This is a genomic window from Pseudomonas sp. AKS31 (assembly GCF_023634765.1).
In the GTDB taxonomy this organism is placed as follows: Bacteria; Pseudomonadota; Gammaproteobacteria; order Pseudomonadales; family Pseudomonadaceae; genus Aquipseudomonas.
This window is the reverse complement of sequence record NZ_JAMLFX010000001.1, coordinates 760,368-775,778: the sequence shown is the minus strand read 5'-3', so window position 1 is coordinate 775,778 and position 15,411 is coordinate 760,368. Positions and strand designations below refer to the sequence as shown.

16 protein-coding genes and 1 riboswitch are annotated in these 15,411 nt (G+C 61.4%); of the genes, 11 read left to right on the top strand and 5 right to left on the bottom strand.

Annotation, left to right across the window (positions count from 1 at the left end; genetic code table 11):
- Positions 1 to 82: 82 nt before the first annotated feature.
- Together tctE and tctD are read right to left on the bottom strand one after the other, a co-directional pair.
- Positions 83 to 1,468, bottom strand: a complete 1,386-nt coding sequence (gene tctE / locus M9827_RS03480) for a two-component system sensor histidine kinase TctE (protein ID WP_250603508.1) — start codon at positions 1,466 to 1,468, stop codon at positions 83 to 85.
- Positions 1,461 to 2,132 (bottom strand): two-component system response regulator TctD, encoded by a 672-nt coding sequence (gene tctD / locus M9827_RS03475; RefSeq protein ID WP_221734356.1) that lies wholly within the window; start codon positions 2,130 to 2,132, stop codon positions 1,461 to 1,463. Before tctD ends, tctE begins: the two co-directional genes overlap by 8 nt.
- Before the next feature lie 236 nt (positions 2,133 to 2,368).
- On the opposite strand from tctD, the gene M9827_RS03470 reads away from it, so the two are divergent.
- The 5 genes from M9827_RS03470 to M9827_RS03450 all read left to right on the top strand — a co-directional run bounded on the left by M9827_RS03470 (position 2,369) and on the right by M9827_RS03450 (position 7,789).
- A complete protein-coding gene (locus tag M9827_RS03470) occupies positions 2,369 to 3,661 on the top strand; it encodes an OprD family porin (RefSeq protein WP_250603506.1) in 1,293 nt (430 codons plus the stop codon).
- A gap of 92 nt (positions 3,662 to 3,753) precedes the next feature.
- A complete protein-coding gene (locus M9827_RS03465) occupies positions 3,754 to 4,731 on the top strand; it encodes a Bug family tripartite tricarboxylate transporter substrate binding protein (RefSeq protein ID WP_250603504.1) in 978 nt (325 codons plus the stop codon).
- Positions 4,732 to 4,787: 56 nt separating this feature from the next.
- The gene (locus M9827_RS03460) at positions 4,788 to 5,246 is read left to right on the top strand and encodes a tripartite tricarboxylate transporter TctB family protein (RefSeq protein WP_250603501.1); all 459 of its coding nucleotides are present in this window, start codon (positions 4,788 to 4,790) and stop codon (positions 5,244 to 5,246) included.
- 1 nt (position 5,247) lies between these two features.
- Positions 5,248 to 6,762, top strand: a complete 1,515-nt coding sequence (locus M9827_RS03455) for a tripartite tricarboxylate transporter permease (protein ID WP_250603499.1) — start codon at positions 5,248 to 5,250, stop codon at positions 6,760 to 6,762.
- Positions 6,755 to 7,789, top strand: coding sequence for an AbrB family transcriptional regulator (locus M9827_RS03450; protein WP_250603497.1), 1,035 nt, complete (start codon positions 6,755 to 6,757; stop codon positions 7,787 to 7,789). Before M9827_RS03455 ends, M9827_RS03450 begins: the two co-directional genes overlap by 8 nt.
- A gap of 122 nt (positions 7,790 to 7,911) precedes the next feature.
- Here M9827_RS03450 and ung read toward each other — a convergent pair whose 3' ends face one another.
- Positions 7,912 to 8,607 carry a uracil-DNA glycosylase gene (gene ung, locus M9827_RS03445; protein ID WP_250603495.1) on the bottom strand — a complete coding sequence of 232 codons (696 nt, stop codon included), beginning with the start codon at positions 8,605 to 8,607 and terminating at the stop codon, positions 7,912 to 7,914.
- Between the two features lie 132 nt (positions 8,608 to 8,739).
- On the opposite strand from ung, the gene dspII reads away from it, so the two are divergent.
- Entirely contained in the window at positions 8,740 to 9,852 is a 1,113-nt protein-coding gene (gene dspII / locus M9827_RS03440; protein ID WP_250603493.1) for an enoyl-CoA hydratase/isomerase DspII, read from the top strand.
- Positions 9,853 to 9,919: 67 nt separating this feature from the next.
- On the opposite strand, the gene M9827_RS03435 is transcribed toward dspII, so the two are convergent.
- Together M9827_RS03435 and M9827_RS03430 are read right to left on the bottom strand one after the other, a co-directional pair.
- Positions 9,920 to 10,327 (bottom strand): hypothetical protein, encoded by a 408-nt coding sequence (locus M9827_RS03435; RefSeq protein WP_123465443.1) that lies wholly within the window; start codon positions 10,325 to 10,327, stop codon positions 9,920 to 9,922.
- Between the two features lie 180 nt (positions 10,328 to 10,507).
- Positions 10,508 to 10,771 (bottom strand): hypothetical protein, encoded by a 264-nt coding sequence (locus M9827_RS03430; protein WP_250603491.1) that lies wholly within the window; start codon positions 10,769 to 10,771, stop codon positions 10,508 to 10,510.
- A 284-nt stretch (positions 10,772 to 11,055) separates the two neighbouring features.
- A riboswitch (guanidine-I (ykkC/yxkD leader) is annotated at positions 11,056 to 11,156 on the top strand.
- A gap of 63 nt (positions 11,157 to 11,219) precedes the next feature.
- On the opposite strand from M9827_RS03430, the gene M9827_RS03425 reads away from it, so the two are divergent.
- From M9827_RS03425 to M9827_RS03405, 5 genes are read left to right on the top strand one after another with little or no spacing between them, the layout of a single operon-like run.
- Positions 11,220 to 12,287: a putative urea ABC transporter substrate-binding protein gene (locus M9827_RS03425; RefSeq protein ID WP_250603489.1), complete on the top strand. Its 1,068-nt coding sequence runs from the start codon at positions 11,220 to 11,222 to the stop codon at positions 12,285 to 12,287.
- Between the two features lie 18 nt (positions 12,288 to 12,305).
- The gene (locus M9827_RS03420) at positions 12,306 to 13,121 is read left to right on the top strand and encodes an ABC transporter permease (protein WP_077571513.1); all 816 of its coding nucleotides are present in this window, start codon (positions 12,306 to 12,308) and stop codon (positions 13,119 to 13,121) included.
- Complete coding sequence (locus tag M9827_RS03415; protein ID WP_250603487.1) at positions 13,118 to 13,906, top strand: ABC transporter ATP-binding protein; 789 nt, start codon at positions 13,118 to 13,120, stop codon at positions 13,904 to 13,906. The genes M9827_RS03420 and M9827_RS03415 overlap by 4 nt, the downstream gene beginning before the upstream one ends.
- Before the next feature lie 13 nt (positions 13,907 to 13,919).
- Positions 13,920 to 14,645 carry an urea amidolyase associated protein UAAP1 gene (locus M9827_RS03410; RefSeq protein ID WP_250603485.1) on the top strand — a complete coding sequence of 242 codons (726 nt, stop codon included), beginning with the start codon at positions 13,920 to 13,922 and terminating at the stop codon, positions 14,643 to 14,645.
- An 11-nt stretch (positions 14,646 to 14,656) separates the two neighbouring features.
- Complete coding sequence (locus tag M9827_RS03405) at positions 14,657 to 15,298, top strand: urea amidolyase associated protein UAAP2 (RefSeq protein ID WP_250603483.1); 642 nt, start codon at positions 14,657 to 14,659, stop codon at positions 15,296 to 15,298.
- The last annotated feature ends 113 nt before the right edge of the window (positions 15,299 to 15,411 follow it).

Here is a 15,411-nt window from a genome sequence, read left to right as displayed (position 1 = left end):
CGAGCAGGCTCGCTCCCACAGGAAAATGCATTCCAGAGTGGGAGCGAGCCTGCTCGCGAAGGGGCCAGCAAAACCACCACAATCACCCGGCAATAAAACTGACCCGCACCTTCAATCCCGCCTGTTCGCCATCATGCAAGGTAATCTGGGCCAGATGCGCCCGGCAGATCTCGCCGACAATCGCCAGCCCCAGCCCTGAACCCGCCACCTGCTGATTACGCCGGTAGAACCGTTCGAAAACGCGATCGCGCTCTTCCAGGGGAATACCCGGCCCGTCATCTTCAACCTCAAGCACCGCCGGCGCGGTCACCCGCAAAATCACGTTGCCGCCCGGCGGCGTGTGCGCCAAGGCGTTGTCCACCAGATTGCTCAGCAACTCATTGAGCAACGTCGGCTCACCCCGCAGCCAGACCGGTTCGTCCGCCTCCAGCGCCAGTGCCACCCCGCGTTTGTGCGCCAGTGGCGCCATGGCCATGCCCAGCTCTCGGGCCAACTGACTCAGATCGAGCAACTGCGCGCCGCCCTCGGCAATCGCCCGGGCGCCGTTTTCGACCCGCGCCAGCGACAGCAACTGATTGGCCAGATGCGTCAGGCGATCAGTGCTTTGTGCCGAGGACTCCAGCGTTGAACGCCAGACTTCGGCCTCGTTGGAGCGCAGGCCCAACTCAAGCCGCGCCTTCAGCGCTGCCAAAGGCGTACGCAACTCATGGGCCGCATCGGCAATGAACTGCGCCTGCCGTTCGAACTGCCCGCGCAGACGCTCGGTGAAGTGATTGAGCCCGCGCACCAGCGGCCACAGTTCATGCTGCACCTCAACCAAGGGCAGCGGGCGCAGATCGTCGGGCTGGCGTTCTTCCACCGCCGTGCGCAAACGCTCCAAAGGGCGCAGTGCCGCACTGACCGCGAACCAGACCAGCAACAACGCGCCAATCGCCAACATGCCCAGACGCAGCAAGGTATCGGCGGCCAGACTGCGCGCCATGCTCACCCGCGCTTCGTCGGTTTCGGCGACGCGGATTTCCGCCATGCCGTTCATGTTCGGCTCGCTCACAGCCTTGAGCAGGCTGACCACGCGCACGTTCTGCCCTTTGTAGGTGGCGTTGTAGAAGCGCGCCAACGCGGGATAACTGTCGGTGCGCGGCGTGCCGGGCGGCGGGCCGGGAAGGTTTTCATAGCCGGAAATCAGCTTCTGATGAATGTCATTGACCTGATAGTAAATCCGCCCGGCGCTGTCGTAAGCGAAGGTGTCGAGTGCCACGTAAGGCACATCGGCACTCAGTGTGCCGTCACGTTGCGACAGGCCAGCCGCGATGGTCCGCGCCGAGGCCAGCAGCGTGCGGTCGTAGGCGGTGTCGGCGGCTTCGCGACCATTCCAGTAAGCGCTCAAGCCGCTGGCGAGCATCAGCACCACCAACAGCAACGCGAGGTTCCACAGCAAGCGCCAGCGCAGGCTGCTGGGCTTATGCATCGCGGCTTTCCAGCAGATAACCCAAGCCGCGGAACGTCACGATCGCCACCGGTTGGCCGTCGAGTTTCTTGCGCAAGCGGTGCACGTAGATTTCGATGGCATCGGGGCTGGCCTCTTCGTCGAGACCGAACACCTGGGATGCCAGTTGCTCCTTGCTCATCACCCGCCCCGGCCGGGCGATCAGCGCTTCCAGCACCGCTTGCTCACGGGACGTCAACGTCAGCAATTCTTCGCCGAGGGTGAAGCGCCGGGTGTCGAGGTCGTAGGCCAGCACGCCGCAGCGCTGCTGGCGTTCGCCACCGAGCACAGTGCGGCGCAACAAGGCTTTGACCCGTGCTTCCAGTTCAGTCAGTTCGAACGGTTTGGCGAGGTAATCGTCAGCGCCAAGATTGAGACCATGAACGCGATCCTTCACATCGCTGCGCGCCGTCAGCATCAGCACCGGCAGATTCTTGCCGCGTGCGCGCAAACGCGCGAGCACCTCGAAACCGTCCATGCGCGGCAGGCCGACATCGAGGATCGCCACGGCGTATTCCTCACTGCCCAGCGCCAGATCGGCGGCCACGCCATCGTGCAACACATCCACGGTCAGACCGGTGCTCTTGAGCGCCTGCGCAACGCTTTCGGCCAATTGCAGATGGTCTTCGACGAGCAGAACACGCATGGATTTTTACCTCGTTCAGGGATGGCCAATGCCACGCTTTGCCGCGGAGTTTACAGCCGCAACCGCCGCTGTGAAGCCCGAAAACCTTGAAAGTCAGTTGAAAGGTTAGCGAAAGGTTAGCTGGTTAGAGTCGGCCCACGGACAGTTCCGGCTGCCGTCGCTGATGCCACACAGCGCAAAGAAAAACGCCTCGAAGCGTTTTCGACCAATAAGAACAATAAACGGAGTACACCCGCATGCCGTCCATGCAGCCTCAGGCGTCCACGCCTGTTCGCCCTTCCCGTTTCAGCCACACCGCCCTCGTCAGTGCCGCCGCCCTTGCCGGCTTTTCGCCGTTGAGTCATGCCGACTTCATTGAGGACAGCAGCGCCACGTTCGAAACCCGCAACATGTATTTCAATCGCGACTTTCGCGATGGCACCAGCGCTCAACAGTCCAAGCGTGACGAATGGGCTCAGGGTTTCATGCTCAATCTGCAATCGGGTTACACCGACGGCACCGTGGGGTTCGGTGTCGATGCTCTGGGCATGCTCGGGGTCAAACTTGATTCAAGCCCGGACCGCACTGGCACCGGCCTTTTGCCGACCCATGACGACGGGCGTGCGGCTGACGAATACTCGAAAGTCGGCCTGACCGGCAAAGTGAAAATCTCCGCCACCGAGCTGAAAATCGGCAGCCTGATTCCTGAACTGCCGATCCTCAAACCGAACGACGGGCGCATCCTGCCGCAGACCTTCGAGGGCGGCTTGCTGACCTCCAAAGAGATCAAGAACCTGACCTTCACCGGTGGCCGCCTGGAGAAAGCCAAGGATCGCGACAGCACCGATTTCGAGGACATCGCCCTCAACAACAAGAACAGCCGTTTCGCTGGCACCGCAGCCGGCAAGCATTTCGATTTTGGCGGCGTGGATTACAAGTTCACCGACAAGATCACCGGCAGTTACCACTTCGCCCAACTCGACGAAGTCTACAACCAGCACTTCTTCGGCCTCGTTGCTTCCCGGCCGATGGGCCCCGGCACGTTTGCCACCGATCTGCGTTTCGCCGTCAGCGATGACCAAGGCGCGGCCCGTGGCGGCGAGATCGACAACCGCTCGCTCAACGGTCTGGTCAGCTACGCGCTGAGCGGCCACAAGTTCAGCGCCGGTTATCAGCACATGTCTGGCGACAGCGCCTTCCCGTATGTCGATGGCAGCGATCCGTATCTGGTCAACTTCGTCCAGATCAACGACTTCGCCGGCGCCGAAGAACGTTCCTGGCAGGCTCGCTACGACTTTGACTTCGCCAAACTCGGCATCCCTGGCCTGAGCTTCATGAGCCGCTACTTGAGCGGTGACAACATCAAGCTCAAGAACGGCGAAGAAGGTAAAGAGTGGGAGCGCAACACCGAGATCAAATATGTAGTACAAAGCGGCGCCTTGAAGGATGTCGCCGTGCGTTTGCGTAATGCCACTTACCGCTCCAACTACTCCGCTCGCGATGCAGACGAAGTGCGTTTGCTGGTGAGCTACAGCGTTGCCCTTTGGTAATTGATTGAAACGTCGAAGATCAAGATCACAAGATCGCAGCCTTCGGCAGCTCCTACACAAAGCCCCTACAACAAGAAACTGTGGAGAGACCAATGAATTTGTCACTGCGTAAAGTTGCACTGGCCGCCAGTTGCATCCTGTTTGCCGGCCAACTGATGGCCGAACCGAAACGTCCGGAATGTATCGCCCCGGCCTCCCCCGGCGGTGGTTTCGACCTGACCTGCAAACTGGCGCAGAGCGCCCTGGTCAACCAGAAACTGCTGACCAAACCGATGCGCGTGACCTACATGCCCGGCGGTGTCGGCGCGGTGGCGTACAACGCCGTGGTCGCACAACGTCCGGCCGATGCCGGCACGCTGGTGGCGTGGTCGAGCGGTTCGCTGTTGAACCTGGCCCAAGGCAAGTTCGGTCGCTTCGATGAGACCAACGTGCGCTGGCTGGCAGCCGTCGGCACCAGCTACGGTGCCATCGCGGTGAAGAGCGATTCGCCCTACAAGACCCTCGACGATCTCGTTCAGGCACTGAAGAAAGATCCGAGCTCCGTGGTGATCGGTTCCGGCGGTACCGTCGGCAGTCAGGACTGGATGCAAACCGCACTGATCGCCAAGGCTGCCGGTATCAACCCGCGCGACCTGCGTTACGTCGCGCTTGAAGGTGGCGGCGAAATCGCCACCGCCCTGCTCGGCGGGCACATCCAGGTCGGCAGTACCGACATCTCCGACTCCATGCCGCACATCCAGAGCGGTGACATGCGCCTGCTCGCGGTGTTCGCCGACAAGCGTCTCGACGAGCCGGAAATGAAAGACATCCCGACCGCTCGCGAGCAAGGCTACGACATCGTCTGGCCGGTGGTACGCGGCTTCTACCTCGGGCCAAAAGTCAGCGATGAAGACTACGCCTGGTGGAAAGACGCGTTCGACAAACTGCTGGCTTCCGATGATTTCGCCAAGCTGCGCGATCAGCGTGAACTGTTCCCGTTCGCCATGACCGGCCCGGAACTGGACACCTACGTGAAGAAGCAGGTGGCGGACTACAAAGTGCTGGCCAAAGAGTTCGGCCTGATCCAGTGATCGCCTCTGTCTAGCGGCTGCGTTCCCGGTTGCGGGGACGCGGCACAGGAGCTCCCATGCTTATTCAACGTATTTTCGCCTCGGTGCTGTTGCTGGTCTGTGCCGGCCTGGCACTGATGGCGTGGCCGTACCAAGCGGCTTTTTCCTACGAACCGGTCGGCCCACGCGCCTTCCCTCTGCTGATGCTCGGCCTGATGGGCCTGGCGCTGCTGTACATGGTGTTCCGCCCGGCGCCGATCAAACACAGTGAGGACGAGCCGCCACTGGATCGCGCAACCCTGATCAAGATCGCAATCTGCGTCGTCCTGCTGCTGGTGTTCGCCGGCACATTCGAACCTCTGGGTTTCATCATTGCCAGCATCATTACCGGCGTACCGATGGCGCGTCTGTATGGCGGCCGCTGGCTACCGAGTGTAGTGATCATCAGCCTGATGGCGATCGGTCTTTACCTGCTGTTCGACCGTGTGATGGACGTTCCGCTGCCCCTCGGCCTGCTCAGCGTTCTGGAGAACTGATATGGATACTCTTGGCTATTTGGGTCAGGGTTTCGGCGTTGCGCTGAGCCCGTACAACCTGGTGACCGCGCTGTGCGGCACGCTGATCGGCACCGTCGTCGGCCTGTTGCCGGGCCTGGGCCCGATCAATGGCGTGGCATTGCTGATCCCGATCGCATTTGCCCTCGGCCTGCCACCGGAGTCGGCACTGATCCTGCTGGCAGCGGTGTACCTGGGCTGCGAATACGGCGGCCGGATCAGCTCGATCCTGCTGAACATTCCAGGCGAAGCCTCCACCGTGATGACCACCCTCGACGGTTACCCGATGGCCCGCAAAGGTCTGGCCGGTGTGGCGCTGTCGCTGTCGGCGTGGAGTTCGTTCATTGGCGCGTTCATCGCCACCTGCGGCATGGTCCTCTTCGCACCGTTGCTGGCGAAATGGGCGATTGCTTTTGGCCCGGCGGAATATTTTGTGCTGATGGTGTTTGCGATCGTCTGTCTCGGCGGCATGGCCGGTGACCGTCCGCTCAAAACATTCATTGCGGCGTTGATCGGTCTGTTCCTGTCAACGGTCGGCATCGATGCCAACAGCGGTGTATATCGCTTCACCGGCGACAACATTCACCTGACTGACGGCATTCAGTTCGTCGTGCTGGTGCTGGGTCTGTTCTCGATCAGCGAAATTCTCCTGCTGCTGGAAAAAACCCACCACGGCCAGGAAGCGGTAAAAGCCACCGGCCGGATGATGTTCAACTTCAAGGAAGCGGCGTCGGTGTTCGTGGTCAACGTCCGTTGCGGCGTGCTGGGTTTCATCATGGGCGTGTTGCCGGGTGCCGGCGCGACCCTCGCCAGTGCCGTGGCCTATATGACCGAGAAACGTCTGGCCGGCGCCAGCGGCAAGTTCGGTGAAGGGGATGCCCGTGGCCTCGCCGCGCCGGAAACCGCGATCGGTGGCGCAGCCTGCGGTGCGCTGGTGCCGATGCTGACCCTCGGCGTTCCAGGCTCGGGCACCACCGCGGTGATGATCGGCGCTCTGTCGCTGTACAACATCACCCCGGGCCCGCTGCTGTTCCAGCAACAACCGGACATCGTCTGGGGCCTGATCGCGTCGCTGTTCATCGCCAACATCATGCTGGTGATCCTCAACATCCCGATGATCCGCATCTTCACCCGCATCCTTGCCGTGCCGAACTGGGCACTGGTGCCGGTGATCGCAATCATCACCGGGATCGGCGTCTACGCGGTGCACGCCACCACGTTCGACCTGTTCCTGATGATCGGCATCGGCATCTTCGGTTACATCCTGCGCAAGCTGGACTTCCCGCTGTCGCCGTTGCTGCTGGGCTTTATTCTCGGCGAACTGATGGAGCAGAACCTGCGTCGCGCCCTGTCGATCTCTAACGGTGCGCTGGAAATCCTCTGGTCGAGCCCGATCACCGTCGGCTGCTGGGTGCTGACGGCAATCATGCTGCTGATGCCGATCATCCGCATCTGGCGCAAACGCTCGGTCGCGCGCCGCGCCCTTGCCGATGTTTGATCGCGCTTCACTGAAATCCTGGTGGGGAACCCCGCTGGTTGGTCTGCTTGGCGGCTTTGTCGCCAGCCAGATCGGCTGGCCACTGCCGTGGATGGTCGGCTCGTTGCTGGCGATCATCCTCGTGCGCTGCCTGACCCCGTGGCAACTCACGGAAATCCCTGGCGGCCGCAAGTGCGGCCAGTGGATTGTCGGCATTGGTATTGGCCTGCATTTCACCCCAGTGGTGATGGAGCAGGTGCTCAGTCATTTCGGTTTGATCTTCTTCGGTGCGCTGGTCACCAGTTTGTCGGCGGTGGTCGGCGTCTGGCTGATGCGCCGCACCGGCGAGGATCGCGCCACAGCGTTTTTCTCCAGCATGCCCGGCGGTTCCGGGGAGATGGTCAACCTCGGCGCCCGTAATGGCGCGATGCTCAGTCATGTTGCGGCGGGGCAGAGTTTGCGGGTGCTGGTGGTGGTGCTGTGTGTGCCGGCAGCGTTCAAGTACCTGCTCGGCGACGGTACACCGATTTCTCATGCAGGCAGCGTCGATTGGCGCTGGCTGGCGATTCTGTTTCCGGCGGGTGGTTTGCTGGCCTGGCTCTGGCAGCGTTTGCGCCAGCCCAATCCGTGGCTGTTCGGGCCGTTGCTGGTGAGTGCGGCGGTGAGCATCGGCTGGGATCTGCACATCGGTTTGCCCAATGGCGGCAGTCAGATTGGCCAGTGGCTGATCGGTAGCGGCCTGGGTTGTCACTTCAACCGACAGTTCTTCCGTCACGCGCCTTCGTTTATGGGGCGGACATTGATTGGCACGGCGTTGACCATGTTGATTGCGGCGTTGGCGGCGTTAGGGCTGAGCGCCCTGACACACCTGGATTTGCGTTCACTGACCCTGGGCATGATGCCCGGCGGGATTGCCGAGATGAGTTTGACGGCGGAGACGCTGCAACTGTCGGTGCCACTGGTGACGGCAATGCAGGTGATGCGGTTGTTGTTCGTGCTGTTTCTGGCGGAGCCGTTGTTCAAGTACTGGAATCGTAATCCGGAGTAAGCCTGAAAGCTGATCATTCCCACGCTCTGCGTGGGAATGCAGCCCGGGACGCTCTGCGTCCCTTTCAGAGCCGAACGCGGAGCGTCCGTTGAGGCATTCCCACGCAGAGCGTGGGAACCAGATTACGCGATGGGCGGCAAACGCCACTCGATCGGCGTCTCGCCATTCTGCTCGAGAAACTTGTTGGTGCGGCCAAAGTGCCCGCAACCCAAAAACCCGCGATATGCCGACAATGGCGACGGATGCACCGACGTCAACACCAGATGCTTGGTCGCGTCGATCAGCTTCTGCTTGCTCTGCGCATGGGCGCCCCAGAGCATGAACACCAGATGCGGCTGGCGCTCGCTGACCAGTTCGATGATGCGATCGGTGAAGAACTGCCAGCCCTTGTCCTTGTGCGCATTGGCGTTGGCACGCTCGACGGTCATGGTGGTGTTGAGCATCAACACGCCCTGATCGGCCCAGCTCTGCAGGTAGCCATGATTGGGAATATCGATGTTGAGATCGCGCTTCAACTCTTTATAGATGTTGACCAGCGACGGCGGCGCCGGTACGCCCGGTTGCACCGAGAAGCACAAGCCGTGGGCCTGGCCCGGGCCGTGATACGGGTCCTGGCCGAGGATCACCACCTTCACTTTATCCAGCGGCGTCGAGTTCAGCGCGTTGAAAATCATCGGTCCCGGCGGATAGATTTCCTTGCCGGCCGCCCGCTCCTGCTGCAGAAAATTGCGCAACTCTGCCATGTAAGGCTGGTCGAATTCAGCACGCAGTGCCTCCTTCCAGCTCGGTTCGAGTTTGATACGGTCGTCAGCAGTCATGGTCATACCCGGCAAAAACAATGGGGCGAACCCTAGGAAAGCCGACCACGCTTGTCAATTGATCTGATGCATATCCGGCACTTTCCCACACAACGATCATACTGATCGTTCAAATTCCCGATCGAGGTCACGATGAATCTGCACTTCGAAGAACTCACCGGCACCGACGGCGCCCGCATCGGTATCGCCAGCCTGGATGCTGAAACGTCGCTGAATGCGCTGTCCCTGCCAATGATCAATGCCCTCAGCGACAAGCTGAGCGCTTGGGCCAAGGATCCACAAATCGTCTGTGTGTTGCTACGTGGCAACGGCGCCAAGGCCTTCTGCGCCGGCGGCGAGGTGCGCAGCCTGGTCGAGGCTTGTCGCGCCCATCCCGGCGAAGTACCGCCGCTGGCCGCACAGTTCTTCAGCGCGGAATATCGCCTGGATTACAGCCTGCACACTTATCCAAAACCGCTGATCTGCTGGGGCCATGGCTATGTGCTCGGCGGCGGCATGGGCCTGTTGCAAGGGGCGAGTACGCGGATCGTCACACCGAGCAGCCGCTTGGCCATGCCGGAAATCACCATCGGTCTTTATCCAGATGTCGGCGCCAGTTGGTTTCTCGCCCGGCTGCCGGGCAAGCTCGGTTTGTTTCTGGGCCTGACCGGTGCGCACATGAACGGCCGTGATGCGATCGATCTGGATCTGGCCGACCGCTTCCTGCTCGACGAACAACAGCCGCAACTGATCGAAGGCCTGTTGCAGCTCAATTGGCAGGAACAGACCGACATGCAACTCAACAGTCTGCTCAAGGCGTTACAGCAGGAAGCCGTGGCGCAGATGCCCGAGGCGCAGTGGCTGCCGCGTCGTCAGCAAATCGACGAACTGCTCGACGTCAGCGACGTGACCTGCGCCTGGAAAGCCATCAGCCTGCAACGCGACAGCAGCGATCCGTTGATTGCCCGCGCGGCGAAAACCATGAGCGAAGGCTCACCGCTGACCGCACATCTGGTCTGGGAGCAGATCATCCGTGCCCGCCATATGTCGCTGGCCGAGGTCTTTCAGATGGAATACACCCTGAGCCTCAATTGCTGCCGGCATCCGGAGTTCAGCGAAGGGGTTCGCGCGCGGTTGATCGACAAGGATCAGAAGCCGCACTGGCACTGGCCGGACGTCAGCAGCGTGCCGGATGCGGTGGTCGAGGCGCACTTTCACAAGGTCTGGGAGGGGCGGCATCCGTTGGCGGATTTGACGCAGTATTGAGTGCCTCGGACAAAATCCAGGGACAAAAAAAGCGGCGCTTCAAGCGCCGCTTTTCATTTTCGGATGATTACCAGCGGTTGCCACGTCCGTTGTGGTCGCCGCGTCCACTGTGTCGGTCATAGTTGCCACGACCGCGGTGATCGTTATCCCAACCGCCGCGACGGTGGCCATCCCAGCGTCCGCGATCATTGCCGTGCCAGCGACGGCTTTCGTAATAACGTGGAGCCGGTTGGTAGTAACGCGGCGCCGATTGGTAATAGCGCGGTTGCTGGTAATACCGCGGGGCTGGCTGGTAGTAGCGTGGCTGCGCGTAATACGTGCTGCCACCGCGGTAATAGGTGCCGCCCGTGTTGTAGTAGGCCGGTGCGGGTGACGTGTAAACCTCTGAGCTGTAATACGAGTCCGCGTAAGAGTAAGGGACGCATCCGGCAACGGAGAACATCAACGCAGCAAGCAGAAGAATTCGTCTATACATGGCGGCCTCCTGGACCGCGGGTTGGCCGCACCAGCGACGCTGGCAGGCATCAGTCATTTAATCGGTGACTGACGAAAAATCAGACAGCGTTTTCCGCATCTGGTGCGCTCCTGCAACAAGTTGAAACAAGTGATTGATGAAATCCTGTTCATTTGGAAAACGCTGTCATTCAGCCGCTGATTAATGGTGGCCACCGTGATATCCGCCGCCGTGATAACCCCGTCCGTAACCACCTCGATAGCCGTAGCCACCGTGGTAATAACGCGCACCGCCGTAGTAGCGCGGGCCGTAATAACCCCCGTAGTAATAAGGCGAGTAATAACCGGGATAGTAGTAGCTAGACGGATACGCATCGTAGGGACCGGCATAGTAGTAACACCCGGACAGACCGAAACCGAGCACCGCGCCCAGCAGCACCCTTCGCAACGTTTTGGGAATAAGCATGGCGGCCTCCTGGAAAGACCTGCGACAGCAGTCGGCACAGACCGGCTGACACCTGTTTTGACTGGCAAAGCCATGCCGAGTGCCGACACCTCAAGATCATCGGATCAGCGGCAAACACGCTGCATCGCGGTGCAGCCGCGCACCAACACAAAGCGCCGAACCAGACTTGTAATCCTCCCGCGCCTACCCGCAACCCCGTGCCAGAGCGCCTGACGCAACTTGGCACGCCTCTCGCTTTAGCAAACCCGTGCAGGAGTCATCACAGGTTCGCGGCACCACAATTTGCAATGGCTGACTAGGGTTCCGGCTCGCGATCGCGAGTGGCTGGTCCGAGAGTTGGCGACCTCCAGTTGAGGTTACACGGCGGGACAAAAGCCCGGGAGACAAGCCACCGTTCGCGGTGCCGCGTTGCCTTCCTGTCCGCCCTCGATCAACTGGAGAACCCATCATGTCCCGACTACGTTTGCCCGCCCTGCTCGCCGCCGCGTTCGCCGCGCTCCTCAGCACGCAATCCCCCGCCGCCCAGAAAGATCATTTCAGCGTCTGCTGGACGATTTACGCCGGCTGGATGCCCTGGGAATACGCCGGCAGCCAAGGCATCGTCGACAAATGGGCGAAGAAGTACGGGATCAAGATCGACGTCGTGCAACTCAATGACTACGTCGAATCGATCAACCAGTACACCGCCGGCCAGTTCGACGGCTGCACCATGACCAACATGGACGCACTGACCATTCCTGCGGCAGGCGGCGTCGACAGCACTGCGCTGATCGTCAGCGACTTCTCCAACGGCAACGACGGCATCGTCCTCAAGGGCACCGGCAAGACAGTCGCCGACCTCAAGGGCATGGACGTCAATCTGGTCGAACTGTCGGTCTCGCACTACCTGCTGGCTCGCGCGCTGGACTCGGTCGACCTGACCGAGAAAGACCTGAAAGTGGTCAACACTTCCGACGCCGATATCTCCGCCGCTTTCAACACCGAACAGGTCAATGCCGTCACTACTTGGAACCCGATGCTCTCGGACATCAAGGCCAAACCGGGGGTGACCGAAGTGTTCAATTCCAGCCAGATTCCCGGCGAGATCATGGACATGATGGTGGTCAACAGCGCCACCCTCAAAGACAACCCGGCGCTGGGCAAAGCGCTGACCGGTGCGTGGTTCGAAGTGGTCGAGCTGATGAACGCCAAGAACGCCGCGAGCAAAGCCGCGCTGGAGCACATGGCCAAGGCCTCGGGCACCGATCTGGGCGGATTCCAGGCGCAACTCGACACCACCAGACTGTTCGCCACACCGAAGGAAGCCCTGAGCTTCGCTACCAGCAAACAACTGCCGGAAACCATGCGCAAGGTCGCCGAGTTCTCCTTCCAGCACGGCTTGCTCGGCGAAGGCGCGAAAGACACCAGCGCGGTCGGCATGGCCTTCGCCAACGGCGTGACCAGTGGCGATACCGGCAACCTCAAGCTGCGTTTCGATCCGACTTACGTGCAGATGGCCGCCGACGCCAAGCTGTAAGCCACGGAGGATTTGGCCATGCGCCTGATCAATCGCCACCCGGATCGCCCGAGTCGCCTGTTGCTGGTGATCCTGCCGTTCGCCCTGCTGCTGTTCGCCTACTTCATGGGCTCGGCCGAGCGCCTGGCGGACAACCCCAACGACAAACTGCTGCCCAGCGCCGTGCAGATGACCGACGCGGTGAAACGCCTGGCCTTCAATGCCGACAGTCGCACCGGTGACTATCTGTTGTGGCAGGACACCGCGTCGAGTCTGCGACGTCTGGCCATCGGCCTCGGTATCGCTGCATTGGCCGGGCTGTGCCTGGGCATCGCCGCCGGCACGTTGCCGTTGTTTGGCGCGCCGTTGTCGCCGTTGCTGACGGTGCTGTCGATGGTGCCACCGCTGGCAATCCTGCCGATTCTGTTCATCGTCTTCGGCTTGGGCGAGTTGTCGAAAGTCATGCTGATCGTGATCGGCATCACCCCCGCGCTGGCTCGCGATCTGGAACAACGCGCCCGGGAAATCCCCGTCGAACTGCTGATCAAGGCACAGACCCTCGGCGCCTCGACCTGGACGCTGATGCTGCGGGTGGTGCTGCCGCAACTGCTGCCGCGCTTGCTGATCTCGTTACGGCTGATGCTCGGTTCGGCGTGGCTGTTCCTGATTGCCGCCGAAGCGATCGCCTCCACCGACGGCCTCGGCTACCGGATTTTTCTGGTGCGGCGTTATCTGGCGATGGACGTGATTCTGCCGTACGTGGTGTGGATCACCCTCCTCGCCTGGCTGATGGATTGGGGCCTGAAGTACCTGACCCGTCGCGCCTTCCCTTGGTATGAGGGGGCGGCCAAATGAGCTTCATCACGGTCAAAAACGTCTGGCAGCAATACGCCGATCAAGTGGTGCTGGAAGGCTTGAACCTGAGCGTCAACGAGGGCGAGTTCTGCACTCTGGTCGGCGCGTCCGGTTGCGGCAAATCGACCTTCCTGCGCCTGCTGCTCGGTCAGGAAACGGCGAGTCGCGGCGAGATTCTGCTCGACGGTCAAGCGCTGACCAGCGAGCCGGATGCCAGCCGTGGCGTGGTGTTCCAGCGCTACTCGGTGTTCCCGCATTTGAGCGTGCTCGACAACGTCGCACTCGGCCTTGAACTGCCGCGTGCGCCGCTGCTGGGGCGGTTGTTCGGCAGTGCCAAACGTGAGGCTCGCGATCAGGCCGCGACATTGCTCGACAAAGTCGGCCTCGGCCATGCGCTCGACAAGTACCCGGCGCAGCTGTCCGGCGGCATGCAGCAACGGCTGGCGATTGCCCAGGCGCTGATCATGAAACCGCGCGTGTTGCTGCTCGACGAACCGTTCGGCGCACTCGATCCGGGCATCCGCAAAGACATGCACGCCTTGCTGCTGGAGCTGTGGCGCGAGACCCAGTTGACCGTGTTCATGGTCACCCACGACTTGTCTGAAGGCTTCAGCCTCGGCACCCGTCTGCTGGTGTTCGACAAGGTGCGCCTCGACCCGCACGCCCCCGGCGCCTATGGCGCGCGCATCACCTACGACATCCCTTTGAACAGCGACCGCCGCGCCCAACGCGCCGTCGTCGACGCCCTGCCGTTGCCACTGGCAGGCGCCCTTCGCACCGCTTGAGAGGACTGCTCCAATGACTGATTCGACCCAACTGTTCCCACCGTTTGCCGAAGAAATGCTTCCCGGCGGCGGCCATCGCTCTTTCGTGTTGAAGCGCGGCCAATTGCTGCGCCTGACCGATCTGCGCGGCGGCGCCAACGTCAGCCTGACCCTGCTCAACGCCAATGAAAAAAACGAGCGGCTGAACCTGCCCGACAGCCTCAAATGCCAACACACCGCCAAGCTCACCAGCGGCCACTGCCTGTACTCGGACATGGGCCGCGTACTCGCCGCAATCACCGCCGACACCTGCGGTTGGAGCGACAGCCTCGGCGGTGTGCTCTGCGCCGAAGAGGTCGCGCAGAAGTACGGTCAGGGCCGCTATCAGGAACTGCGCAACGGTTTCTTCCGCAACGGCACCGACAACCTGTTGGTGGAACTCGGCAAGTGGGGCCTGGGCCTCTCCGATCTGTTGATGACCCTCAATCTGTTCAGCCGGGTCAACGTCGATGAGGCCGGGGGTTTTCACTTCGTCGAGGGCAACTCCAAGGCCGGCGATTACATCGAGTTGTATGCGCCGATGGACACGCTGGTGGTGCTCACCGCGCTGCAACATCCGATGGACCCGTCCCCTGAGTACGCGCCAAAACCGCTGAAGCTGAGCTGGATGAACGCCGACGCCAGCGTCGCCGAACACTGCCGCACCTCGCGCCCGGAAAATGAGCGCGGCTTTATCAATACCGACCGTTTGTTCGCCTGAGGACTGCTGCCATGTCAGTTGCTATTGCCACTTCGCAAAACCACCCCGACACAGCGGTGTACCGCGCCACGATCCCGGCCGGTGAGCCATGGCTGATGGAGGTCAAGGCCGGCCAGACCCTGCGTATCCTCGACCTGGAAGGCAATCAGGCCGTCGATACGTTGTTCTACAGCCTCGCCAATCCCAAGGAACGCTACGACGTGCAGCGCACCTTGCGTCGGCAGAACAGCGTCTACCTGAGCACCGGCAGCGTGCTGTATTCCAACCTCGGCCAACCGATGCTGACCATCGTCGCCGACACCTGCGGACGCCACGACACCCTCGGCGGCGCCTGCGCGCAAGAGAGCAACACCGTGCGCTATGCCCTGGAAAAACGCTACATGCACAGCTGCCGCGACAACTACCTGCGCGCTTGTGCCCATGACGGGCGACTGGGCAAAGGCGACATCGGGCCGAACATCAATTTCTTCATGAATGTACCGGTGACGGCGGATGGCGGGCTGACCTTCGAGGACGGGATTTCGGCGCCGGGCAAGTACGTCGACCTGCGTGCAGAGATGGATGTGATTGTGTTGATTTCCAACTGCCCGCAATTGAACAACCCGTGCAACGCCTACAACCCGACACCTGCGGAGCTGCTGGTATGGAACTGAAAATCAGCCGGTTACGCAGTTGGCTATTCGCCCTGTGCCAGGCCCGCTCCGGCCAGTGCCTGAAATCGCCCAAACAACGCTAAACCCTGTGGGAGCTGGCTTGCCAGCGATGG